The organism is Cellulomonas sp. APG4, from assembly GCF_009996735.1.
In the GTDB taxonomy this organism is placed as follows: Bacteria; Actinomycetota; Actinomycetes; order Actinomycetales; family Cellulomonadaceae; genus Actinotalea.
Map to the genome: position 1 here is coordinate 48495 of NZ_JAACYI010000007.1, position 23559 is coordinate 72053.

18 protein-coding genes and 1 riboswitch are annotated in these 23559 nt (G+C 73.8%); of the genes, 9 read left to right on the forward strand and 9 right to left on the reverse strand.

Annotated elements, in window-relative coordinates:
- Nucleotides 1-5: 5 nt before the first annotated feature.
- The gene (locus tag GXB85_RS07310) at nucleotides 6-1682 is read right to left on the reverse strand and encodes an alpha-amylase family protein (protein WP_161916987.1); all 1677 of its coding nucleotides are present in this window, start codon (nucleotides 1680-1682) and stop codon (nucleotides 6-8) included.
- Nucleotides 1679-2653: a TIGR03885 family FMN-dependent LLM class oxidoreductase gene (locus GXB85_RS07315; RefSeq protein WP_161916988.1), complete on the reverse strand. Its 975-nt coding sequence runs from the start codon at nucleotides 2651-2653 to the stop codon at nucleotides 1679-1681. Before GXB85_RS07315 ends, GXB85_RS07310 begins: the two co-directional genes overlap by 4 nt.
- 110 nt (nucleotides 2654-2763) lie before the next feature.
- On the opposite strand from GXB85_RS07315, the gene GXB85_RS07320 reads away from it, so the two are divergent.
- Nucleotides 2764-3828 carry a phosphatase domain-containing protein gene (locus tag GXB85_RS07320; protein WP_161916989.1) on the forward strand — a complete coding sequence of 355 codons (1065 nt, stop codon included), beginning with the start codon at nucleotides 2764-2766 and terminating at the stop codon, nucleotides 3826-3828.
- A gap of 28 nt (nucleotides 3829-3856) precedes the next feature.
- Here the strand turns inward: GXB85_RS07320 and GXB85_RS07325 are convergent, their stop codons facing one another.
- Nucleotides 3857-4906 (reverse strand): low specificity L-threonine aldolase, encoded by a 1050-nt coding sequence (locus GXB85_RS07325; protein WP_370524070.1) that lies wholly within the window; start codon nucleotides 4904-4906, stop codon nucleotides 3857-3859.
- 26 nt (nucleotides 4907-4932) lie between these two features.
- Nucleotides 4933-6294 (reverse strand): DUF6421 family protein, encoded by a 1362-nt coding sequence (locus tag GXB85_RS07330; protein ID WP_370524090.1) that lies wholly within the window; start codon nucleotides 6292-6294, stop codon nucleotides 4933-4935.
- Between the two features lie 835 nt (nucleotides 6295-7129).
- Here GXB85_RS07330 and GXB85_RS07335 point away from each other — a divergent pair.
- Complete coding sequence (locus GXB85_RS07335) at nucleotides 7130-8905, forward strand: DEAD/DEAH box helicase (RefSeq protein ID WP_161916990.1); 1776 nt, start codon at nucleotides 7130-7132, stop codon at nucleotides 8903-8905.
- 74 nt (nucleotides 8906-8979) lie between these two features.
- Here GXB85_RS07335 and GXB85_RS07340 read toward each other — a convergent pair whose 3' ends face one another.
- The 4 genes from GXB85_RS07340 to GXB85_RS07355 all read right to left on the reverse strand — a co-directional run bounded on the left by GXB85_RS07340 (nucleotide 8980) and on the right by GXB85_RS07355 (nucleotide 11600).
- Complete coding sequence (locus tag GXB85_RS07340; RefSeq protein WP_370524071.1) at nucleotides 8980-9570, reverse strand: DUF305 domain-containing protein; 591 nt, start codon at nucleotides 9568-9570, stop codon at nucleotides 8980-8982.
- A 44-nt stretch (nucleotides 9571-9614) separates the two neighbouring features.
- The gene (locus GXB85_RS07345; RefSeq protein ID WP_161916991.1) at nucleotides 9615-10250 is read right to left on the reverse strand and encodes a DUF3105 domain-containing protein; all 636 of its coding nucleotides are present in this window, start codon (nucleotides 10248-10250) and stop codon (nucleotides 9615-9617) included.
- A 108-nt stretch (nucleotides 10251-10358) separates the two neighbouring features.
- Nucleotides 10359-10982, reverse strand: a complete 624-nt coding sequence (locus GXB85_RS18795) for a PilZ domain-containing protein (protein WP_161916992.1) — start codon at nucleotides 10980-10982, stop codon at nucleotides 10359-10361.
- Nucleotides 10983-11051: 69 nt separating this feature from the next.
- On the reverse strand, nucleotides 11052-11600 hold the full coding sequence (locus GXB85_RS07355) for a cob(I)yrinic acid a,c-diamide adenosyltransferase (RefSeq protein ID WP_161916993.1): 549 nt from the start codon (nucleotides 11598-11600) through the stop codon (nucleotides 11052-11054).
- 90 nt (nucleotides 11601-11690) lie between these two features.
- Nucleotides 11691-11764: riboswitch (cobalamin riboswitch) on the forward strand.
- Nucleotides 11765-11933: 169 nt separating this feature from the next.
- Between GXB85_RS07355 and GXB85_RS07360 the strand changes: the two genes are divergently transcribed.
- From GXB85_RS07360 to GXB85_RS07385, 6 genes are all read left to right on the forward strand, one after another.
- Nucleotides 11934-12611 (forward strand): hypothetical protein, encoded by a 678-nt coding sequence (locus GXB85_RS07360; RefSeq protein ID WP_161916994.1) that lies wholly within the window; start codon nucleotides 11934-11936, stop codon nucleotides 12609-12611.
- 1 nt (nucleotide 12612) lies between these two features.
- Entirely contained in the window at nucleotides 12613-13653 is a 1041-nt protein-coding gene (locus GXB85_RS07365; RefSeq protein ID WP_161916995.1) for an energy-coupling factor transporter transmembrane component T, read from the forward strand.
- Complete coding sequence (locus tag GXB85_RS07370; RefSeq protein ID WP_161916996.1) at nucleotides 13650-15314, forward strand: ABC transporter ATP-binding protein; 1665 nt, start codon at nucleotides 13650-13652, stop codon at nucleotides 15312-15314. Before GXB85_RS07365 ends, GXB85_RS07370 begins: the two co-directional genes overlap by 4 nt.
- A complete protein-coding gene (locus tag GXB85_RS07375) occupies nucleotides 15311-16207 on the forward strand; it encodes an ECF transporter S component (protein WP_161916997.1) in 897 nt (298 codons plus the stop codon). Before GXB85_RS07370 ends, GXB85_RS07375 begins: the two co-directional genes overlap by 4 nt.
- A gap of 473 nt (nucleotides 16208-16680) precedes the next feature.
- Nucleotides 16681-19557: a vitamin B12-dependent ribonucleotide reductase gene (locus tag GXB85_RS07380; protein WP_161916998.1), complete on the forward strand. Its 2877-nt coding sequence runs from the start codon at nucleotides 16681-16683 to the stop codon at nucleotides 19555-19557.
- Nucleotides 19558-19665: 108 nt separating this feature from the next.
- Nucleotides 19666-20154 (forward strand): GNAT family N-acetyltransferase, encoded by a 489-nt coding sequence (locus tag GXB85_RS07385; RefSeq protein WP_161916999.1) that lies wholly within the window; start codon nucleotides 19666-19668, stop codon nucleotides 20152-20154.
- Between the two features lie 27 nt (nucleotides 20155-20181).
- On the opposite strand, the gene GXB85_RS07390 is transcribed toward GXB85_RS07385, so the two are convergent.
- Nucleotides 20182-21663 (reverse strand): threonine/serine exporter ThrE family protein, encoded by a 1482-nt coding sequence (locus GXB85_RS07390; RefSeq protein WP_161917000.1) that lies wholly within the window; start codon nucleotides 21661-21663, stop codon nucleotides 20182-20184.
- Nucleotides 21664-21976: 313 nt separating this feature from the next.
- On the opposite strand from GXB85_RS07390, the gene GXB85_RS07395 reads away from it, so the two are divergent.
- Nucleotides 21977-23557: a M15 family metallopeptidase gene (locus tag GXB85_RS07395; protein WP_161917001.1), complete on the forward strand. Its 1581-nt coding sequence runs from the start codon at nucleotides 21977-21979 to the stop codon at nucleotides 23555-23557.
- Nucleotides 23558-23559 lie beyond the last annotated feature (2 nt).

Sequence of the window (23559 nt, forward strand, 5' to 3'; positions counted from 1 at the left end):
ACCGGTCAGACCAGCCTGCGGTGACCGGCATGCGCGACGCGCAGCCAGCGGAACCCGTAGCCCTCGAGCGTGAGCTCGACGCGGCCGCGGTCGTCGACGTGCGCCTCTCCCCGCTCGAGCAGGTCGACCAGCCGGCTGCCCGCGTCGTCCGGCAGGTCGAGCGGGACGGTGCACGGGTCGGGGCTCATGTTGTGCAGCGTCACGACCGCCGCGTCGTCGACCGAGCTGCGCAGCGCCAGGACGCACGTGCGCGGCTGGTCGAGGACCTCGACGTCGGTCCATCCGAGCTCGGGGCACTCGCGGTAGCGCCGCACGAGCAGCTGGATGAAGTTGAGCAGCGAGTCGGGGTCGCGACGCTGGTCGGCGACGTTGACGAACTCGGGCGCGAACCCGCCGCCGGTCACCTGACCCGCGAGGCGTGAGGGGGCGGCGGTCGAGAAGCCGCCGTTCTTCTCGGCCGACCACTGCATGGGCGTACGCACGGCGAGGCGCCCCGGCGCGTCGAGGTTCTCACCCATGCCGATCTCCTCGCCGTAGAAGAGGGTCGGGGTGCCGGGGAGCGCGAAGAGCAGCGAGTAGGCCATGCGCAGCCGGCGCGGGTCACCGTCGAGCATGGGAGGCAGCCGACGGCGCAGCCCTCGCCCGTAGAGCTGCATGTCCGCGGTGGGCCCGAACGCCGCGAAGACCTCCTCGCGTTCCTCGTCGGTGAGCTTGTCGAGCGTCAGCTCGTCGTGGTTGCGCAGGAAGTTGGCCCACTGGCAGTCGGCGGGGATGCGTGGGCGTCCGGCGAGGGCCGTGGCGAGCGGCCGGGCGTCGGCGCGTGCGAACGACAGGTAGGTCGCCTGCATGCCGACGAAGTCGAACATCATCGTGAGCTCGTCGCCGTGCCCGTCGCCGAAGTACGTGATCTGCTCGGGATGCGGCAGGTTCACCTCGCCCAGCATGATCGCCGAGCCGTTGCGGCGGCTCAGGAAGGTGCGCAGCGCCCGCAGGTAGGCGTGGGGGTCCCCGAAGTCCTCGGACTCGTGCTCGCTGATGCCGAGGGTCTCGAGGAAGAACGGCACGGCGTCCACCCGGAACCCGTCGAGACCGAGCTCGAGCCAGAACCCGATCACCTTGGCGATCTCGTCGCGCACCTTCGGGTTGGCGACGTTCAGGTCGGGCTGGTGCTTGTAGAACCGGTGCAGGTAGTACTCACCGGTGCGGTCGTCGAGCTCCCAGATGCCGTCCTCCTTGTCGGGGAAGACCACCTGGTCGGAGGTGTCGGGCGGCGGGACCGAGCGCCACACGTAGAAGTCGCGGTAGGGGTTGTCCGTGCTGCGCCGTGCGGCCCGGAACCACGGGTGCTGGTCGGAGGTGTGGTTGACCACGAGGTCCGCGATCACCCGCATGCCCCTGTCCTTGGCCGTGCGGACCAGCTCGACCAGGTCGCCGTGCGTGCCCAGGCGTGGGTCGACCCCGTAGTGGTCGCTGATGTCGTAGCCGTCGTCGCGATCGGCGGTGGGGTAGAAGGGCATGAGCCACAAGCACGTGACGCCCAGCTCGGCGAGGTGGTCGATGCGCTGGGCCAGCCCCTGGAAGTCCCCCGTCCCGTCGCCGTCCCAGTCCATGAACGTCTCGACGTCCAGGCAGTAGACGACGGCGTTCTTCCACCACAGGTCGCCCGTGTCGGTGATCCTCACGAGCTCGACCCCGCCGTGCGCAGCTGCGGCAGCACGTGCTCGCCGAAGGTGTCGATGAACCCCCGCTGCTCCTGTCCCACGTGGTGCAGGTAGATCTCGTCGAACCCGAGCTCCGCGTACTCCCCCAGCCACTGCACGTGCTGCGCGGTCGACGACGAGACGCGGACGGCGGCGTGCACGTCCTGGGGCCGTACGTGCGAGGTCGCCACGTCGAAGTGCTCGGGCGTCGCGAGGTCCCAGCAGACGGGCGGCGGGAAGACGTTCGAGCGCCACTGGTCGAAAGCGATCTCCTCGGCCTCCGTCTGGTCCGGCGCCCACGAGACGTGCACCTGGAGCGCGAGCGGGCCGCGCCCGCCGGCCGAGCGGTAGGCGTCGACCACCTCGCGCAGCACGTCGTGCGGCTGGTTGATCGTGACGAGGCCGTCGGCCCACCCCGCGGCCCGGCGCGCTGTGGCGGGCGTGACGGCAGGGCCCACGAGCGGGGGCACGACGTCGGGCAGGGTCCAGATCCGAGCCCGGTCCACGGTGACGAGGCCGTGGTGGGTGACCTCCTCGCCCGCGAGCAGCCGCCGGATCAGGCCGACCACCTCGACCAGGCGGTCGTCGCGCACGTCCTTCACCGGCCACGGATCGCCCGTGACGTGCTCGTTCGCGTTCTCGCCCGAGCCGAGGGCCGCCCAGAAGCGTCCCGGGAACATGGCGCCGAGCGTCGCGATCGCCTGGGCCACGACCGCCGTGTGGTAGCGCTGGCCGGGCGCGTTGACGACGCCGAACCTCAGGTCCGTGGTCGCGAGTGCCGCGCCCAGCCAGGACCATGCGAAGCCCGAGTGGCCCTGGCGCTCGCTCCAGGGTGCGAAGTGGTCGGAGCACATGGCCATGTCGAAGCCCGCCTGCTCGGCGTGCTGGACGGCGCGCAGCAGCTCGGCGGGGTGGATCTGCTCGTGGGACGCGTGGAAGCCGATGGGAGTCACGCGACCTTCCTACCGTCGGCCGCGCACGCCCGCCCGCCGAGCGTCGTCCCTCCGCCGTCGAGAGGGGCTCCTCGCGCGGGAGCGCGCGCCGGGTGCCAGACTCGCGTGCCGTGGAGACAGCACCGAGCGGCACGAGCCGCACCAGCCGCCCGCACCTCGCCGCCCGGCTCGAGGACAGGTTCAACCGTGTCCTGTCGAGCGCTCTCGGACGCCGCGGCTGGGTCCCCCGGGTCGAGCCGTACACCGGCTACGGCAGCCCGGACCGCGTCCGCATCCTCGCGCGGGCGCTGCTCGCCGCACCGGGCACGCACGCGGACGAGGCCGCCGAGCGGGGGCCCGACGCCGAACGGCGGGCGGTGCGCGGCTGGCGCTCGTTCCTCACGGCCCAGGTGCCCGACGTCGCCGTCGAGGTCGAGCTGGGCGGCCGGCGGTTCGAGGTGCGCTCCGACCGTGGAGGCTATGTCGACGCGATGCTCGAGGTCGCGCTCGAACCCGGCTGGCACGAGGCACGCCTCGCGCTCGGGGGCGAGGTGGTGGTCGCCCCCGTCCTGGTCGTCGGGCCCGAGCAGAGCACGGCGCTCGTCAGCGACATCGACGACACGATCATGGTCACGGCCCTGCCCCGTCCGCTCCTCGCGGCGTGGAACTCCCTGGTGCTGCACCAGAACGCGCGCCGCGTGGTGCCGGGCATGGCCGGGCTGTACCGCCGCTGGCAGGCTTCCCACCCGGGTGCCCCGACGTTCTACCTCTCGACGGGCGCCTGGAACGTCGCACCGATGGTCGGCCGCTTCCTGCGCAGGCACGGCTACCCCGTCGGGCCCTTGCTGCTCACCGACTGGGGGCCGACGAACACGGGTTGGTTCCGCAGCGGGCAGGACCACAAGCTCGCGACGCTGCGACGGCTCATCGCCGAGTTCCCGCACGTGCGCTGGGTGCTCGTGGGCGACGACGGCCAGCACGACCCGCAGATCTACCGGACCATCGCCGCCGAGCACCCGGACAGGGTCGAGCTCATCGCGATCCGCCAGCTCTCCCCCACCGAGCAGATGCTCGCGCACGGCACGCCGACGCCGAACGAGGAGGAGCGTCTCGACCCGGCGGACGTCGCACGGACGGTCACAGGACCGGACGGCAACGTGCTCGCGCTGCGTCTGATCGACGCGGGTCTGCTCTGAGGACCAGGCCCCGGGCCGATCCGCGTCCTCAACGCCGGGCCAGCTCCTCGCGCAGCGCACCTGCGAACGCGTCGACGTCGGACTCGCTCGTGTCGAACGCGCACATCCACCGGACCTCGCCCGTGGCCTCGTCCCAGTCGTAGAACCGGAACCGCTCGCGCAGCCGGTCCGCGACACCGTCGGGCAGGATCGCGAACACGGCGTTCGACTCGACCGGACGCACCACCTCGACGCCCGGCAGGTCGATCACGGCGTCGCGCAGGCGCTGCGCCATCGCGTTGGCATGGCTCGCCGAGCGCAGCCACAGGTCGCCCTCGAGCAGGGCGAGCAGCTGCGCCGAGGCGAAGCGCATCTTCGACGCGAGCTGCATGTTCATCTTGCGCAGGTACGTGAGCCCGGTGCTGGCCTCGGGGTCGAGCACGACGACGGCCTCGGCCGCGAGGGCGCCGTTCTTCGTCCCGCCGAACGACACGACGTCCACGCCCACGTCGGTCGTGAACGCCCGCAGCGGGAGGTCGAGGGACGCCGCGGCGTTCGCGATGCGCGCACCGTCCATGTGCACCCGCATGCCGCGCTCGTGCGCGTGCGCGCAGATCGCCGCGACCTGCTCGGGCGTGTAGCAGGTGCCGAGCTCGGTGGTCTGCGTGATCGAGACCACGAGGGGCTGGGCACGGTGCTCGTCGCCCCAGCCCCAGGCCTGCCGGTCGACGAGCTCGGGCGTGAGCCGCCCGTCCGGGGTCGGCACCGTGAGCAGCTTGATCCCGGCGACACGCTCGGGGGCGCCGTTCTCGTCGGTGTTGACGTGCGCGGTCTCGGCGCATACGACGGCGCCCCACGGCGGCAGCATCGACTGCAGCGCGAGCACGTTCGCGCCGGTCCCGTTGAACACGCAGAACGCCTCGACGTCGCGGCCGAAGTGCTCGGCCATCACGTCCTGCAGGCGTGTGGTGTAGAGGTCCTCGCCGTAGGCCACCTGATGCCCCTCGTTGGCCGCGGCGATGGCCGCGAGCACCTCGGGGTGGATGCCGGCGTAGTTGTCGGAGGCGAAGCCGCGCAGGGTCGGGTCGTGGAGCGTCACGCGGGCGATCCTCTCACCGCTGCGGCTCAGCCCCGGCCCGTGATCCCCGAGGTCGAGGCGACCACGTCGCCGATCTTGCGGCTGAGCGCCTCGTAGAACATCGAGAGCGGGAACTCGTCGGGCAGCACCGCGTCCGTCATCTCCTTGAGCGGGGCGGTGAGGGGCAGGGCCGCGGGCCCCTGGGCCCACACGGACGCCGGGTGCGGCGTGAGGGTCTGCGAGACGAGGTCGTAGGCGGCGAGCCAGTGCGCGATCTTGGGCCGGTCGATCGAGCGCCAGTAGAGGTCCTCGATGCGGCGGCCCAGCTCGAGCACCGCCTCGGGGACCCCCTCCCAGTCGATGGTCATCCGGTTGTCGGTCCAGTGCAGCACATGGTGCTGGTGGAGCCACGCGAACAGCAGCTGGCCGCCCAGGCCGTCGTAGTTGCGTACGCGCGAGCCCGTGATGGCGAACCGGAAGATCCGGTCGAAGACGACGGCGTACTGCACCAGCCGCGCGTGCGGCACTCCGCGCTCCTCGAGGGCGACCGACTCGCGGAAGGCCGTGAGGTCGCAGCGCAGCTCCTCGAGCGAGTAGAGGAAGTACGGCATGCGCTGCTTGATCATGAAGGGGTCGAACGGCAGGTCGCCGCGCATGTGGGTGCGGTCGTGGATGAGGTCCCACATGACGAAGGTCTGCTCGGCGAGGTCCTGGTCCTCGAGCAGACGCGCGGCGTCGGGCGGGAGCGCGAGCGAGGTGGTCTCCGCCGCGGCGCGTACCACCCGCCGGAACCGGGCGGCCTCGCGGTCGGCGAAGATCGCGCCCCAGGTGAACTGCGGCACCGCGCGCATGGCGACGGTCTCCGGGAACAGCACGGCCGAGTTCGTGTCGTAGCCGGCCGTGAAGTCGACGAACCGGATCGGCACGAAGAGCCTGTTCGAGTAGTCGCCCGCCTCGAGCTCGGCGACGAACGCGGGCCAGATCACCTCGACGAGCACGGCCTCGAGGTGCCTGTCGGGGCTGCCGTTCTGGGTGTACATCGGGAAGACGACCAGGTGCTGCAGACCGTCGACGCGCTGGGTCTGGGGCTGGAAGGCCACGAGCGAGTCGAGGAAGTCCGGTACGCCCAGGTCCAGCGCCCAGCGGGCCAGGTCGGCGTCGAGCGCCGCGAGGTAGGCGGAGTCGTGCGGGAACCAGCGCGCGAGCTCACCCACCGCGCCCCGGAGCTCGGCGAGCAGGTCCCGAGCCCGCGCGTGGTCCCCGGGCTCGGGCACCGAGCCGTCCTTGGCCTGGAGGGCCTGGAGTGCGCCCACGGCGTCCTTCAGGCGGTTCCACGCCGGGTCCGCGACCGCACCCGAGGCGGTGGTCGCGGCGGCGTCCGTGCGCCGGGCCGGCGCGGCCCAGGCCACGAGGTTGTGCAGCAGCTCGGTCGCCCAGGGCGCCGACGGCAGGTCGACGGCCACGGCGGCGACCCGACCGGGTCCGGAGCCCTCCGGCGCCCCGTCCCCTGCGGGCAGGACGAGGGCCGCGACGGCGCCGTCGGCGCTGCGGAGCAGCGGCGCGGTACCCGGGGGCGCGGCGAAATGTGCCCCGACGGTGCCCTCCGGGTCGACCACCCGCGCGAGCAGGTCCTGCCCAGTGCCGGCGACTGCTGCGCCGTCGCGCACGAGCGGTCCACGCGCGGGGTGGTGCGGGGTGACCTCGACGCCTCGCTCCGCGAGCAGCGTGCGCACGGCCTCCCCCCACGGCCCTGCACCCACGACGACGAGACCGCAGCCCGCCTCGAGGCGCTCGCGCGTCGTCGCGTCGAGCGGGTCGTCAGGGGCGAGCACGAGCACGTCGGCCGGGCGGCGGGCGGCCGACGACGCGCCACCGGCGGCCTCGCCCCCCACCTGCGGGACGTGCCAGTCGACCTCGGGGAACAGGGACATGTGCCCACCCGCCTCTCGTCCGCGGCGGGGGTCTCCCGCCCGAAGCTACTGCACGGTACGGTCGCGCCCGAGACGCGGTCAACGGTCCGGGTGACGCGCCTCACGGGGCCGTACCTCGCCTCCGGCGCCGTCCTCCCCGTAGACTCGGGACGACCCCTGGAGTGCGTCGCCTCTCCCTGTGTGCCTGCCGCCGCGTGCGGCAGCGGTGTGCCGCCGGCTCGGCCGGCCGTTCGTAACGGATCGGGACCGCGACGTCAGGGCCGCCCCTCGGCGTCCCACCGCAGCTCCCACCCGACGACGGACCGGATCTCCCATGCCTGAGCACGCCCTGACCGACGCACGCCCCGAGCGCGAGCCCGACCTGATCGACCTCGGCCTCCCGGAGCCCGTGCTCCGCGCCGTCCTCGACCTCGGCTTCACCCGGCCCACGCCCATCCAGGCCGAGGCCATCCCCGCCCTCCTCGCGGGCCGTGACATCACCGGCGTCGCGCAGACCGGCACGGGCAAGACGGCGGCGTTCGGCCTGCCGCTCCTCGCGCAGGTGGACCCCGGTGCGAAGCACGTCCAGGCCCTCGTGCTGACCCCCACGCGCGAGCTCGCACTGCAGGTCGCCGAGGCCCTCGAGTCCTTCGCGCGGCACCTCCCGGGCGTCGCCGTCGTGCCCGTCTACGGCGGTGCGCCGTTCCTCCCCCAGCAGCGCGCGCTCGCGCGCGGTGCGCAGGTCGTCGTCGGGACGCCCGGACGCGTCATCGACCACCTCGAGCGCCGCACGCTGAGGCTCGACTCCGTCCGCTACCTCGTGCTCGACGAGGCCGACGAGATGCTGCGGATGGGCTTCGCCGAGGACGTCGAGAAGGTCTTCGGTCACGCCCCCGCGCAGCGCCAGGTCGCCCTGTTCTCGGCGACCATGCCGCCGCCCATCGTGCGCGTCGCGGCGGCCCACCTGACCGACCCGGTCCGGATCGCCGTCGCGCGGCAGTCCTCGACCGTGACCGCGGTGCGCCAGGCCTACGCCGTCGTCCCCCACCGTCACAAGACCGGTGCGTTGGCACGCGTCCTCGCGACGTCCGACGCCGAGGCGGCGATCGTCTTCACCCGCACCCGCGGCGCCGCCGAGGAGGTCGGCTCGGCGCTGGTCGCCCGCGGCGTGTCGGCCGCGACCATCTCGGGGGACGTGGCGCAGAAGGACCGCGAGAAGATCGTCGAGCGACTGCGTGCCGGGGCGCTCGACGTGCTCGTCGCGACCGACGTCGCCGCCCGCGGCCTCGACGTCGACCGCATCGGCCTGGTCGTCAACTTCGACGTGCCGACCGAGCCCGAGGCCTACGTGCACCGGATCGGACGGACGGGCCGGGCCGGCCGCACCGGCGAGGCGCTGACCTTCGTGACGCCCAACGAGCAGGGCCGGCTGCGCGCGATCGAGCGCACGACCCGCCAGCGGCTCGAGGAGATCACGGTCCCCAGCCCGGCCGCCGTGTCCGCCCACCGGGTGCGCCAGCTGCTCGACCGCAGCCCCGACCGCCTCGCGGCGGGACGCCTGGAGATGTACCGCGAGGCCGTGGCGGCGCACGTCGAGAGATCGGGCATGGACCTGCTCGACGTCGCCGCGGTGCTCGCCGCGATGGGCGTGGGCGACGAAGGGCCCCAGGCCGCGTCGGAGCTCGAGCCGTCTCCCGCCCAGCAGGCGCGCGGCGCCCAGGTCGAGGACGGTCGGGTCGCGTTCACGAGCGAGGAGCGCGCGCGCACCGCGGCCCGCCGCGCGGGCGACCCCGGCGTGACGCGCTACAAGGTCGCCGTGGGCCACACCCACGGAGCCCGGCCCGAGGCGATCGTCGGCGCCCTCACGGGCGAGGGCGGGCTCAGCGGCAAGGACCTGGGCAAGATCGACATCTTCGCGAGCTTCAGCCTGGTGGAGATCCGCCGCGACCTCGACCCCGAGGCGTTCCGTCGCATCGGTGCCGCACGGGTGGGTGGGCGACCGCTGCGCATCCAGGTCGACACGGGGCCCAAGGGGCGCTCGGCGGCCCGCGCGACCGCGCACCCCGGGACGCACCACCGCACCCGACGCCCCGAGCGTCACTCCCGCTGAGCGTCTGCGCCGCCTGCCCCGTGATACCCGGGGCCGGCCGTCGCCGCGGTGCGGGACCGGCGGCGCCCGTCGGCTCAGCGCGCGGCGAGGAGCGCCTCGAGCACGACGATCTCCGCGGTCTGGGCGTCGACCATCGCCTGCGCGAGGCGCCGCACCTCGGGCTGCTCGGCGCGGTCGAGCGCCGCGCGCGCCATGTCCACCCCGCCCCGATGGTGCGGGATCATCAGCTCGAGGAACAGGCGCTCGGCCTCGACGCCCTCCGCGTCGGCGAGCGCCGCCATCTGCTCCTCGGTCGCGAGCCCCGGCATCCGGGTCACCTCGCCGTCGTCGGCGCCCGCACCGTGCCCGTGGTCGGCCATCCACGCCATCGGTTCGGCGGTCCCGGCGAGCGGGAGCCCCCAGACGGACAGCCAGCCGTGCATCTGGCCGATCTGGTTCTGCTGCGTGAGCTCGATGTCGAGGGCCACCTGGCGCAGCTCGTCGTCGTCCGAGCGGTCGCGCACGAGCACCGCCATCTCGACCGCCTGCGCGTGGTGCGTCTGCATGTCCCGGGCGAAGCCCACGTCCGCCGACCCCTCGACCGGGTGGTCGGCCCGCACGAGCGACCCCGCGAGCAGCAGCCCGACGGCGACGCCGGCCGCCAGCGCGACGAGGCCGACCGCCACGGCCACCACCCCCGGCCGTGCACCTGCCGGGCGCACGGGTGCCGTCACGCGCCCATGCCCCCGCTGCAGGCAGCGCCGGGCTCAGGGGTCTGCGGCCCCTGGAGGTACTTGACGAGGAACGGCTCGAGCCGCTCGTCGTCCACGCCCTCGAGCGGGAGCTGCAGTCCCCAGGCGCTCGCGACGAGGGGGGCCTCGAGGCCGTCGTACGGGCTCACCAGGAGGTACGGGTGCCGCTCGGTGAGCGCGCGGAGCTCGGCCACCTGGGAGTCGTCGAGCTCGGGGTCGTAGGTGATCCAGACCGCGCCGTGCTCGAGCGAGTGCACCGCGTGCACGTCCACCACTGGCTCGCTGTAGAAGCCGCAGTTCTGCCACGTGGGGTGGTGGTCACCGCCGAGGGGCGGCGTCTGCTCGTAGTCCACCGGCGTGGTGACGTGCGTCGCCGAGAGGTCGGTGACCTCCGTCACGCCCTCGATCGGGGCCTCGGCCGCGGCGGCCACCTCGTCCTGGCGCCGCTGCTCCCCCGTGAGCACGAGTGCCGTGGGCACCACCAGGGCAAGGGCGACCAGGCCCGAGATCCCGAGGATCAGCCAGGTACGGCGACGCTCGGCGCGCTGCTGGCGTGCCTGCAGCTCGGCGATGCGCTCACGGCGCTCGTCCTTGGCGGTGCGCTTGGTGCTCACGGCGTCTCCCCGGCGATCGGCGGGGCCCTGCCCCGGACTGACCGGGTCAGGGTACGTGACGCCTCAACCATCGGGCGGACGCCGCCCGACGTGCGGTCGCGGGTCGCCTCAGATCGCGTCGAGCCGTGCGGCGCGCTGGCGGCGCTGCTCCGCGAGGACGAACGAGAAGAGGTCGTCGGTGCGCCGCTCGTCGAGCCCCTCGATGGTGCAGCCGTGGGCGTAGCCGCGGGGCATCTCGGTGACCCGCAGGACGCGCACCACCATCGGTGCGTCCACGCCGTCCGCCTGGAAGTGCAGCGCGAGACGCGTGTCGGGCTCGATCTCGACCGGCGCCGAGAACCGCAGGCCGTGGGCGCTCACGTCGACCACCACGAGGTCGAGCGGGCTGTCGAGCTCGACCTGCTCGCGCCCTTCGAGGCGGTGGGTCACGCGGAAGGGCAGGGACGTCGGCACGCGGACGGCCGAACGCTTCTGGACCGCCTCGCGCAGCCGGAGCTCGCGCACCTCGACCCGACCCGTCTCCGCCCACGCGACGACCGCGTCGTAGACGCACTCGCCGCGAACGGCGCTCAGCACCTGCACGATCACGGCGTCGCCCGGCTCGAGCCACCGTCCGGTGAAGTGCTCGGCCTCGACCAGGAGCGCGTCGTCGTACGTCTCGCGCACGTGCCCGTCGGCGAGCAGCTCCCCCGCCTCCGCGTAGACACGGCAGCCATCGAGATCGAACGACACCCCGGCGTCCTCCTCGTCGAGCCGGCCGCGCAGCCGGCGTGTGCACCGTCGGGCGCGACTATAGACAGGTCAGTCGTGGCTCGGCGGCTCCTCGACCTCGCCCGCCGCGTGCCGCGCCACCACGAAGACCAGGTCGGACACCCGATTGAGGTACTCGAGCGCGAGTGGTGAGACCTCGTGCCCGGCCTCCGCCGCCTGGACCACGTGCCGTTCGGCGCGACGGATCACCGTGCGCGCGTGGTCGACGGCGGCCGAGACCTGGGTCGAGCCCGGCACGATGAAGACCGGCCGCAACGGCCTCTCGGCGACCAGCGTGTCGATGAGGCTCTCGAGCCCGTCGACCATCTCACGCGTGACCTGGGACACGCCGGGCGTGCGGCGGTCCCGGTGCGCGGGGTTCGTCGCGAGGTCCGCCGCGACCACGAACAGCTCGCGCTGCCGGTCGAACAGGATCGCCGCGAGGCGCTCGTCCGCGCACAGGGCGCGTGCCGTCCCGAGCACCGCGACGGCCTCGTCGACGTCACCGCACGCGTCGACGAGCACGTCGGCCTTGGAGACCCGCCCGCCAAGGAACAGGCCCGTGGTGCCGTCGTCGCCCGCCTTCGTGTAGATGCGCATGGCCGCAGGGTGTCACGTCGGACGCCCCGGTCGCGCGAGGGAGTAGCCTGAGACGCGCCGCCGTCCGGCGGCAGATCGACGCGTGGTCGCAGGGGAAGCCGGTCCGAGTCCGGCGCTGTCCCGCAACCGTAGGTCGCCCCCCGGGGCGGCGAGCCGGAGCACCTGCACCGCGCGAGAGGCTCCTACCGTCGAGGCAACGGGACGGAGCCCGGGCCGCGACCGGCGGTCTGCGCGTCCCGTGGGACCAGGCGCAGGCCACCGCCCTGGGCCGGGCCCGTCACGGGCCGCTCAGAATTGAGGCTCCACGTGCACGTCCGTCCCGCATCCCTCCGGGTGCTGCTGCTCCCCCTGCTCGCCGCCGGTGCGACGGCGCTGCCGCTCACCGCGGCCGCGGCCGCCCCTGCCCCCGTGCTGACCGCCGTTCCGACGGGCGAGGCCTGCGCCGACGACGCGGGCGTCACCGTGGTCGTCGACCTCACGGACCTGGGGGGCGAGGTCGAGGTCGGCTGCGCCGAGGGCACGCCCGCCTCGGGGGCCCAGGCGCTCGCGGACGCCGGCTTCACGGACACCCGCGACTCGGCGCAGATGATCTGCGCGATCGACGACCTCCCGAACCCCTGCCCGACGACGTTCGAGGGCAGCTGGTGGTCCTACTGGTCGGCCGAGGCCGACGGCGAGTGGGTGGCGTACGAGGTCGGCGCCGACCAGTCGACGCCGCAGCCGGGCGCGGTCGAGGGCTGGCGCTACTTCGACGGCTCGGCGGGCCCGACCGTCACGCCCGCCGAGGCCCTCGCCACGGCCGAGGTCGCGCAGGAGGACGAGCCGGGCGACGAGACCGGGTCGGACGGCGCTGCGGCGGACGACGCCGGGACGACCCCGGGCGACGAGGACGAGCCCGGGTCGGTGACGCCGCTCGTGCTCGGCGCCGCGCTCGCGGTGCTGCTCGTCGCGGCCGTCGTCGGCCTCACCCGTCGTCGCCGCGACCCGCACGGCCCGGGCGGCCAGGACTGACGTGCACCCCTGGGCGTGGTGGGTCTGGGCGCTCGGCCTCGCCGTCGCGACCACCCGCACGACGAACCCGCTCGTCGTGGGCCTCGTGCTGCTCGCGGCCGTCGTCGTCGTGCTCGCACGGCGTGAGGACACCCCGTGGGCCCGCGCCTTCCGGGGGTACCTCCTGCTCGCGGCGGCCGTGCTGGTCATGCGCGTGGCGTTCCACGTCGTCGTCGGGATCAAGGGACCGGGGCAGGTGCTCCTCGACCTGCCCCGGGTCCCGCTCCCGGAGTGGGCGGTGGCCGTGCACCTGCTGGGCCCGGTCACCGTGGAGGGGCTGCTCGGCGCCGTCTACGCGGGCCTGCGCCTGGCCGCGCTGGTGGTGTGCTTCGGCGCCGCGAACGCGCTCGCCAACCCCAAGCGCGCCCTGCGTGCGCTGCCCGCGGCCCTGCACCAGATCGGTACCGCGGTGGTGATCGCGATGAGCGTGAGCCCCGCGCTCGTGACCTCTGCGGGGCAGGTCCGCCGCGCGCAGCGTCTGCGCGGCCAGGAGCCGCGCGGACCTCGCGGCCTCGTCGCCCTCGCCGTCCCCGTGCTCGACGACGCGCTGGACCGCTCGCTCGCGCTCGCGGCGTCGATGGACTCGCGCGGGTACGCCCGAGCCGTGCGCGCAGGTGGCGACCGACGCGTCGCCGCCCTCCTGCTCGTCGCGCTGCTCGCGGCGGCCGTCGGCAGCTACGGACTGCTGGACGCGACGACGCCCGGCTGGCTCGGCGTCCCCGTGCTCCTCGCCGGAGCCGTCGCGGCCGTGCTGGGCTCGCTGCTCGCGGGGCGCGCCGTCCGGCGCACGCGGTACCGCCCGGACCGCTGGGGCGTGGCCGAGACCGTGGTCGCGGCGAGCGGCGTCCTCGCGGGGACGGTCCTCGTCGCCGTCACCGCGAGCGACCCCGCGCTCCTCGAGCCCTCGCTCCACCCGTTGCGCTGGCCCGCCCTCCCCCCGGTCGTGGTGCTCAGCGTCGCTGCGGCCGTGGTCCCCGCCCTTCTCCCGGGGAGGCCGGCATGATCCGCTTCGAGCACGTCGGCGTGACCTATCCCGGGAGCGAACGGCCCGCGCTGCGCGCGGTGGACGTCACCGTCGAGGAAGGTGCCCTCGCCCTCGTCGTCGGCCCCACCGGCTCAGGCAAGTCGACGCTGCTCCGCGCTGCCACGGGGCTGGTGCCGCACTTCACCGGCGGCCTGCTCACCGGGCGCGTCCTGGTCGAGGGCCGCGACACCCGCACCCACCTCCCCCGTGATCTCGCCGACGTCGTCGGCGTCGTCGTGCAGGACCCGGCGCGCGGCTTCGTGACCGACACGGTCGAGGAGGAGCTGGCCTACGCGATGGAGCAGCTCGCCGTGCCGGCGACGGTCATGCGGACACGGGTCGAGGAGGTGCTCGACCTGCTCGGCCTCGCGTCGCTGCGCAGGCGCGCGCTGGGCGACCTGTCGGGCGGCGAGCAGCAGCGCGTCGCGATCGGGGCGGTGCTGACCGCACGTCCGCGCGTGCTCGTCCTCGACGAGCCGACGTCGGCCCTGGACCCCGGGGCGGCCGAGGACGTCCTGGCGGCGCTCACGCGGCTCGTGCACGACCTCGGCCTCACGGTGCTCCTCGCCGAGCACCGCCTCGAGCGGGTCGTGCAGCACGCCGACACCGTGCTCCACGTGCGCGCCGACGGCACGGTGCAGCAGGGCGACCCGGACGAGGTGCTCGCGGTCGCGAGCGTCGCGCCGCCCATCGTCGAGCTCGGCCGGCTCGCGGGCTGGTCACCACTGCCGCTCTCGGTACGCGACGCCCGCCGTCGGGCACGTGGGCTGCGTGAAGGGCTCGACGCCGGCGGCGGGTCGTCTCCCACCCACGTCAGGTCCCTCCCTGCCCCACCCGCGCACGCTGGGGACCACGCCGCCCCCGCGGCGCTGCTCCGGGCCGACGACGTCCACGTGCAGCACGGCAGGGTCGCCGCCGTCCGCGGGGTCTCGCTCGAGCTCCACGCGGGCGAGGTCACGGCGCTCATGGGCCGCAACGGTGCCGGCAAGTCGTCCCTGCTGTGGGCGCTGCAGGGGTCGGGCCCCCGCCGCCGCGGGACCGTCCGGGTGGCGGGCCGTGGTGAGGTCGCGGGCGACCCGTCGACCATGGCCCCCGCGGAGGCGCGGCGACACGTGGGCCTGGTACCGCAGGACCCGGACGCGCTCCTCTACCTCGAGTCGGTGGCCGCCGAGTGCGCGGCCGGTGACCGCCAGGCCGGCGCCCCTGCGGGCACGACGGCGCGCCTCCTGCGAGGCCTGGTCCCCGAGGCGGCTCCCGACCAGGACCCGCGGGACCTGTCGGAGGGTCAGCGGCTCGGGCTCGTCCTCGCGATCCAGCTCGCGGCGCAGCCCCGCGTCCTGCTCCTCGACGAGCCCACGCGGGGGCTCGACTACGGCGCCAAACGACGTCTCGCGAGCCATCTCGTCGCCCATGCCCGCGCGGGGGGTGCCGTGCTGCTGTCGACCCACGACGTCGAGTTCGTCGCCGTGTGCGCCGAGCGCGTCGTGCTGCTCGCGGAGGGCGAGCTGGTCGCCGACGGCGCGGCGCGCGACGTGCTGGTCGCCTCGCCCACGTTCGCCCCCCAGGTCGCCCGCATCATGCACCCGCATCCCGTGCTGACGGTCGACGAGCTGCGACCGTCGCTCGAGGTCGGCGCATGACCTGGCGCAGCCACGGGGACGGGCCGCCCGTGAACGCCGCGCGGCCGCCGCGCGTCGACGCGCTCACGCTGCGCCCGCGCACCGCGACCGCGCTCGTGCTCGCAAGCCTCGCCGGCCTGCTCGCCTTCGGCTGGCCGCTGCTCGTGGACCCGGGCACGGGCCTCGAGCACGGGCTCGACGCCCCGCTCGTGCTCGCCGTCGTCCTGACCGCCGTCGTGGTGGTGCTGGCGGTCGCGCTCGGCGAGGGTGGGCTCGACGTCAAGGCGGTCGCGATGCTCGGCCTGCTTGCGGCGATCGGCTCGGTGCTGCGGCCGCTGTCGGCGGGGACGGCCGGGGTCGAGCTCGTCTTCGTGGTCGTGGTGCTCGGTGGTCGCGCGCTCGGACCGGGCTTCGGCTTCGCGCTCGGTGCCACCACGATCTTCTCGTCGGCGCTCCTCACCGGGGGCGTGGGGCCGTGGCTCCCGTTCCAGATGCTCGGCGCCGCCTGGATCGGTCTCGGCGCGGGGCTGCTCCCGCGCGGGATCCGTGGCAGGGGCGAGGTCGCGCTGCTCGTCGCCTACGGCGCGGCGGCGGGGCTGGCGTTCGGCGTCGCCATGAACCTCTCGTTCTGGCCCTTCCAGGTGGGCCCCGGTACCGAGCTCTCCTACGTGGCGGGCGACCCGCTCGGCACGAACCTCGCTCGGTTCGCGACGTTCACCGCCGCGACCTCGCTCGGCTGGGACGTGGGCCGCGCCGTCACGACGGCCGTGGGGCTCGCGGTGCTGTCCCGCCCCGTGCTGCGCGGCCTGCGCCGGGTCGCGACGCGCGCGAGCTTCGGCCCGCCTGTGGATGCACGCTCACCGCGGCCGTCCACACCCTCGTCCCTGCCGACGGGCCGGGTCGCCGGACGCTGACGGCGGTCCGACGCCACCTCCGCGTCCGGTCTGTCCGGTACGTCCCACCGGCGACACGCCGCCCCTGATCGGCTTTTCGGGTGACCCCGGGGGCGTCGCGCCGCGGTCGGGTGTGCGCTCACCTGCGACGACGCGACGGGCCGGGCAGCGGTGCGTGGTGATGGGACGACCTGGGCGGTGTTCAATGTCGCAGGCACTACATATAGTGGTTACCAGCATGTAGTTCGGGCACGGCTTGTGGTGATCGGCCCGCGACAGATGTCCACAGACATCCGCGGCCACCCACAGGTTTCCCACAGCGGGACCCACAGCAGCACGCAGGACGAGTACCCGCGAGCGGGTGCCCGCAGCACTGACATCCGTCGACATCGCAGACGCACGGCCCGGGCGACAACCGCGGCCTCGCACCACCCGAAGAACCGGCAGGCCGCTCGTACCGACCCGCCCCATCCTGGAGCCTGAAGGAGCACGACATGACTGAGACGTCCCAGAGCGCACGCAAGGGCGCGGGACGCGGCACCGCGAAGGGCCGCACGGCGGGACTGACGATCGAGCGGGTCTTCACCACGCCCGGCGTCCACCCCTACGACGAGGTGACGTGGGACCGCCGCGACGTGGTCCAGACGAACTGGAAGTCGGGCGAGACGATCTTCGAGCAGAAGGGTGTCGAGTTCCCCGACGCCTGGAGCATGAACGCGACGACCATCGTCACGACCAAGTACTTCCGGGGCGCGCTCGGCTCGCCGCAGCGCGAGTGGAGCCTCAAGCAGCTCATCGACCGGGTGGTGCTCACCTACACCAAGGCGGGCCGCGACCACGGCTACTTCACGACCGAGGACGACGCGACCGTCTTCGAGCACGAGCTGACCTGGATGCTGCTGCACCAGGTGTTCAGCTTCAACTCGCCCGTGTGGTTCAACGTCGGGACGCCCTCGCCGCAGCAGGTGAGCGCGTGCTTCATCCTGTCGGTCGACGACACCATGGAGTCGATCCTCAACTGGTACCGCGAGGAGGGGATGATCTTCAAGGGCGGCTCGGGCGCCGGCCTCAACCTCTCGCGCATCCGCTCGTCGAAGGAGCTGCTCTCGTCGGGCGGCACCGCGAGCGGCCCGATCTCGTTCATGCGCGGCGCCGACGCCTCGGCCGGGACCATCAAGTCGGGTGGCGCGACCCGTCGTGCGGCGAAGATGGTCGTGCTCGACGTCGACCACCCGGACATCGAGGAGTTCGTCGAGACGAAGGCGCGCGAGGAGGACAAGATCCGTGCGCTGCGCGACGCAGGCTTCGACATGGACCTCGGCGGCCGCGACATCGTCTCGGTGCAGTACCAGAACGCCAACAACTCGGTCCGCGTGAACGACGAGTTCATGCAGGCGGTCGAGGACGGCACGAGCTTCGGCCTGCGCTCGCGCGCCGACGGCAGCGTGATCGAGACCGTCGACGCACGTGACCTCTTCCGCAAGATCGCCAAGGCGGCCTGGGAGTGCGCCGACCCGGGCCTGCAGTACGACTCGACGATCAACGACTGGCACACGAGCCCCGAGTCGGGCCGCATCACCGCGTCCAACCCCTGCAGCGAGTACATGCACCTGGACAACTCGTCCTGCAACCTCGCCTCGCTCAACCTGCTGACCTTCCTCAAGGCCGACGACACGTTCGACGTGGTGCGGTTCGAGAAGGCCGTCGAGCTGGTCATCACGGCGATGGACATCTCGATCTGCTTCGCCGACTTCCCGACCGAGCCGATCGGCGACACGACGCGCAAGTTCCGCCAGCTCGGCATCGGCTACGCGAACCTGGGCGCGCTGCTCATGGCGACCGGTCACGGCTACGACTCCGAGGGCGGCCGTGCGCTGGCCGCGTCGATCACCTCGCTCATGACGGGCACCGCGTACAAGCGGTCGGCCGAGCTCGCGGGCGTCGTCGGCCCGTACGAGGGGTACGCGCTCAACTCGGCGGCCCACAAGCGCGTCATGCGCAAGCACGCCGCCGCCAACGACGACGTGCGCACGCTGCACTCGATGGACGCCTCGATCCACCAGGCCGCGACCCGCGTCTGGGCCCAGGGCAACGCACTCGGCGAGAAGAACGGCTGGCGCAACGCGCAGGCGTCGGTGCTCGCCCCCACCGGGACCATCGGCTTCATGATGGACTGCGACACGACGGGCGTGGAGCCCGACTTCTCGCTCGTCAAGTTCAAGAAGCTCGTGGGCGGCGGCTCGATGCAGATCGTCAACCAGACGATCCCGCGGGCGCTGCGCCGCCTGGGCTACGCCGAGGAGACGGTCGAGGCGATCGTCGAGTACATCGCCGAGCACGGCCACGTCGTGGACGCCCCCGGCCTCAAGACCGAGCACTACGAGGTCTTCGACTGCGCCATGGGTGAGCGTGCCATCTCCCCCATGGGTCACGTCCGGATGATGGCCGCCGTGCAGCCGTTCATCTCGGGTGCCATCTCCAAGACGGTCAACCTGCCTGAGACGGCCACGATCGACGAGATCGAGGAGATCCACTTCAAGGCGTGGAAGATGGGCATCAAGGCGCTCGCCATCTACCGCGACAACTGCAAGGTGGGTCAGCCGCTCTCGGACGCCAAGGCGAAGGTCGCCGAGGCCCCGGCACCTGTCGAGGCCGCCGAGCCGTCCGCTCCTGCGCGGGCGACGCGCAAGCGCCTGCCTCGCCAGCGCACCTCGCTCACCACGTCGTTCACGGTGGGCGGCGCCGACGGGTACATCACCGCGGGCTCCTACCCCGGTGACGGCCTGGGCGAGCTCTTCGTCAAGCTCGGCAAGCAGGGCTCGACGCTCGCCGGCGTCATGGACGCGTTCTCGATCGCCGTCTCGGTCGCCCTCCAGTACGGCGTGCCGCTCGAGACCTACGTGCAGAAGTTCACCAACATGCGGTTCGAGCCGGCGGGCATGACGGACGACCCGGACATCCGCATGGCGCAGTCGATGATGGACTACATCTTCCGTCGGCTCGCGCTGGACTACCTGCCGTTCGAGACCCGTGCCTCACTCGGCATCTACACGGTCGAGGAGCGCCAGCGTCAGCTCGAGACGGGCAGCTACGAGCCCGTCGTCGAGCCGTCGGCGTCGGCCGAGGCACCGCAGGCGCCGGCGGCGTCGGCCGCCCCGGCGGTCGCGGCGGAGCCCGCGTCCGCAGCGCCGGAGGCCGCCGCGACGGCCCCCGTCCGTTCGGAGTCGGTGCACTCGTCGGCCGAGCTCATGGACCTGATCCAGGGCCGTGAGGCGGATGCCCCGCTGTGCATGAACTGCGGCATCAAGATGCGGCCCGCCGGTTCGTGCCACGTGTGCGAGGGCTGCGGCAGCACCAGCGGCTGCAGCTGACGCTCCAGCAGCGCACCACGCGAGGGCGGTCGGGACATCCCGGCCGCCCTCGCGGCGTCCGCAGCCCCTTGGCGCAGGGCGCAGGGCGCAGGTCGCTACGGTGCTCGCATGGTCAGCGCCGAGCAGTCGATCTCTCTTCGCCGGTATCGGCGTAGCGAGGACGCCGAGGCGACGTACGCGACCTTCCGCGCTGCGATCCACGAGACGGCTGCGCACCACTACCGGGCCGACCAGGTCGAGGCCTGGGCGGGCCCGCAGCTCACGGACCTGAGCGCGTGGGACGGGCGACGTGACGGTGCCTTCACCGTCGTCGCCGAGCTGGATGCCACGGTCGTCGGCTTCGCCGACCTCCGGCCGGACGGCCTCGTCGACATGCTGTTCGTCCATCCGCGTGCCGGCGGTCGAGGTGCCGGCTCGCGGCTGCTGCGCGCGGTCCTGGCCGAGGGCCGGCGACGAGATCTCACCGGGTTGCACGCGTTCGTGAGCCTCGTGGCCGAGCCGGTCTTCGCCCGGCAAGGATTCCAGGTGGTCGATCGCCGTGCCAACGCCGTACGTGGGGTCGTCGTGCCCAACGCGGAGATGCGGCTGGCCCTCTGAGGACGGTGCAGCCGGCCATGGGACCACCTAGGTCGCCGCGCCTGCGTCCTCGCTCGAGGCCGCCGGCCGGCGGCGCCGCAGCCGATCCATCGCCGGGCGACGACGCCGAAGGTCTGGCAACTCGCGGCGGCGGCGCGCGCCGAGCCGCATCGGTGCGCCGAGGAACTCCCCCAGCGTCACACCCGCGGCGATGCCGAGCCCGATCATCGCGGCGCCCAGCAGCTCCTCGATCCCGAGGATGAGCCCGGTCTCCTCGTTCACCAGCGCGAACAGGCCCCGGTAGACGGCGAGGCCGGGCAGCAGCGGCACGATCCCGCACACCGACGTGACCACCGACGGCACACCCAGACGCCGACCGAGGGTCTCGCTCAGCACCCCCACCGCGAGTGCCGCCGCGGCGCTCGCGACCGCGGGACCCGCGCCGGCCTCGCCGACGGCGCGTAGGACGAGCCACGCGACGGCGCCGACGGCGCCCGCGAGCAGGATCGCGCGCGGACCTGCGTAGGACGCGACGGCCCAGGCGATGGCGATCACCGCAGCGGCGACCACCTGCCGCAGGACGGGCCCGCCCGTGCCTGCTCCCTGGACCACCTCGAGCGGCACGCCGAGGCGTCGCGCGACGTCGAGCACCGCGCCGATACCGACGACGATGCCCAGGGTCAGCACGACCACCTCGAACGTGCGTGCGCCGGCGGTGAGCGGGAAGCCGCTGATCGCGTCCTCGGCGGCGCCGACGAGCGACAGTCCGGCCAGCAGCACGACGATGCCCGAGGCGACCACGAGCGACGGTGGCAGCACGGGGAGGTCGACGGGCAGGTAGGGAACGGCCACGAAGAGGGCGACGGCGACCAACGTCGCGACCGCGGCGCCTGCGACCTGGAGGAAGAACGGCGGGAGGCCACGGCGTCCGAGCGCCCAGGTGACGCGGTCGATGAGCGCCGTCGTCGCGGCCGCGACCATGACGACCTCGACTCCGCCGCCCAGGAGCACGGCGACGGCACCGGCGAGCGCTGCGAGCGCCACCGTCACGACCCACCGGCGGTAGGGCCGCGGTGCCATCACTACGGCGTCGAGCTCCTCGTGCGCCTCGGCGAGGCGCTGGACGACGTCGCCGGCCGGGACCCGCTCGGCCAGCAGAGGCTCGACCACGGTCAGGACCGCGGCGAGGCGCCCGTAGTCCGGCACGCGGTCGTCCACCATGCGCATCACCGTCAGCGGCTGGCCCGCACCTCCGCGCGCGTACGAGACGACGAGCGAGGTGAACGTGACCTCGACCTGTGCCCCGGCCAGGCCGAAGGTGCGCAGGAGGCCGCGCACCGTGCGGGTCGCGTCGACGGCTGCCGCACCGAGGGCGAGCATCGCCTCGCCCACACGCACGGCGAGCTCGACGGTCGCGAGCGCGACGGCGTCCTCGACGCCCCCGTCGCGTGCGCGCACGCCCACGGGTGCGGTGGGGGGCCCCCCGACGACTCGGCGGACGACACCGCTCACGGGGAACCTGCGAACCATGCGGCGAGACTATCTGCGGCTCGGCGGGCCGGCCTCCGCGGTGGCCCCGGTTCGCCCGGAGCGGCCCGTCCCCGCCCGCACCTCACCGAGCGGAGCGACAAGACGTCCCATGACCTGACCAACCCGCGAAGCACCTCTGACGCGTCTCGCCCCGGTCCTGACCTGAGGACGACGCGTTCCGTGTGCGCATTCGGTGGATGTCACCCGGGTGGGCGTTCAGGTCGACGTAGGAAGGACCGACAGAGAGATGAAGGCCCGGGTCCCCCGCCGGGCCGCGACCGCCGACCACGAGAAGCCGAGGACCACCCACCACATGACGGAGCCAGCCCCCCGCCCGCTGACGCGGCGCGAGCTCCGGCGTGCCGAGGACGCCGTACGGCGCCCGGCGGCCGTGCCCGCACCCACGTCGACGCCGCACACCGCTCCCCCCGCGGTGGTCCGTCGTCGCGACCTGCGCGCGGGCACGGCTCCTGCCACGTCGCGCGAGGGCCACGGCCCGCGCGCGACGTCGAGCGGTCCGCGGCCGGGTGCGGCCTTCGTCGCGAGCCCTTCCTCCGGTGCGCCCGCCGTTCGCCGGCGGGACCTGCGCTCGGCCGATGCCTCGTGCACGCGTCCGTTCGCCCTGGTCGCTCCCGCGGCTCCCGCGGCACCCGCGCGTCGTCGCACGCCGACCGCCGCCGCCAAGGGACTGGTCACGGTTGCCCTGTCAGGGGCGCTCGTGGCGAGCGGCCTGAGCTACCTCCAGGTGGACCCGACGTCGTCCGGGCTCACGGGCGCCGCCGAGGCGGCGGCCGCCGAGCGCTCCGCCCAGCTCGAGGCGCGGCTCGCGGCAGCACGGTCCGACCAGGCGTCGGCGAACCGCCTCACGCTCCAGGCCAACGCGTACGCGGCGCAGAAGCGTCTCGAGGCCCTCGCGGTGGCCGAGGAGGCCCTGCTGGTGGCGAGCACGGCCGCTGACGGCGCCGCGCCGGTGCTGGGTGAGGAGGGTCTTGCGGACCTGGAGTCGGCTGTCGCCGAGCTCTCGGCCCTCGTCGAGAAGGCCCCGGCGCCCGAGGTCACCGTCGCCGACCGCACGACGGCGCCGGCCTCCCGCTCGGGCGAGGACGTCGAGCGCTCCCCGGAGCCGGCCGAGACCGCCGAGGCACCCGCTCCCGCGGACGACGCCGGCACCGCCGCGGCAGCTCCGCCCGTGCGGCCCACGACCCGCACGCCTGCGGCGCGGGTCCCCGCCCCGGAGGACCCCGCGGCCGACACGGCACCCGAGACGCCCACGCCGAGCGCGAGCTCCGCGGCCCTGCTCGCGCTCGACACCGAGTCGATCGACCTCGACGTCACGTCGGACCTGCTCGCGGCCGCCGCCACCGTCGGGACGCTCTCGCAGCAGGTCGAGCAGACGGCGCAGGAGACCGCTGCGGCACAGGAGGCCGCGCGCCTCGCTGCCGAGGCCGCGGCGGCCGAGCGCGAGCGCAAGATCGCCGTCGCGCGCGACGCCGGCAACGGCGCGATCCCCGCGGACGTGCTGTGCGACGTCGGCTTCGACGCCGACGTGCGGCTGCGTTGCGACGCGGCCGAGGCCCTCGAGCGCCTGAACGTCGCCTACCGGGCCGAGTTCGGCGCAGATCTCGAGGTCACGAGCTCGTACCGGAGCTACTCGGCACAGATCTCGACCAAGGCGTCCCGAGGCTCCCTCGCCGCCACCCCTGGGACGTCCAACCACGGTCTGGGCCTCGCGGTGGACCTCGGCGGGTTCGGCGACGTGGGCCAGTTCTCGAGCCCGCGGTACCGGTGGATGAAGGCCCACGCGGCCGAGTTCGGCTGGTACCACCCGCGCATCATGGAGCCCGGGGGCGGCGGCCCGCAGGAGCCGTGGCACTGGGAGTTCGGCCGGCTCTGAGC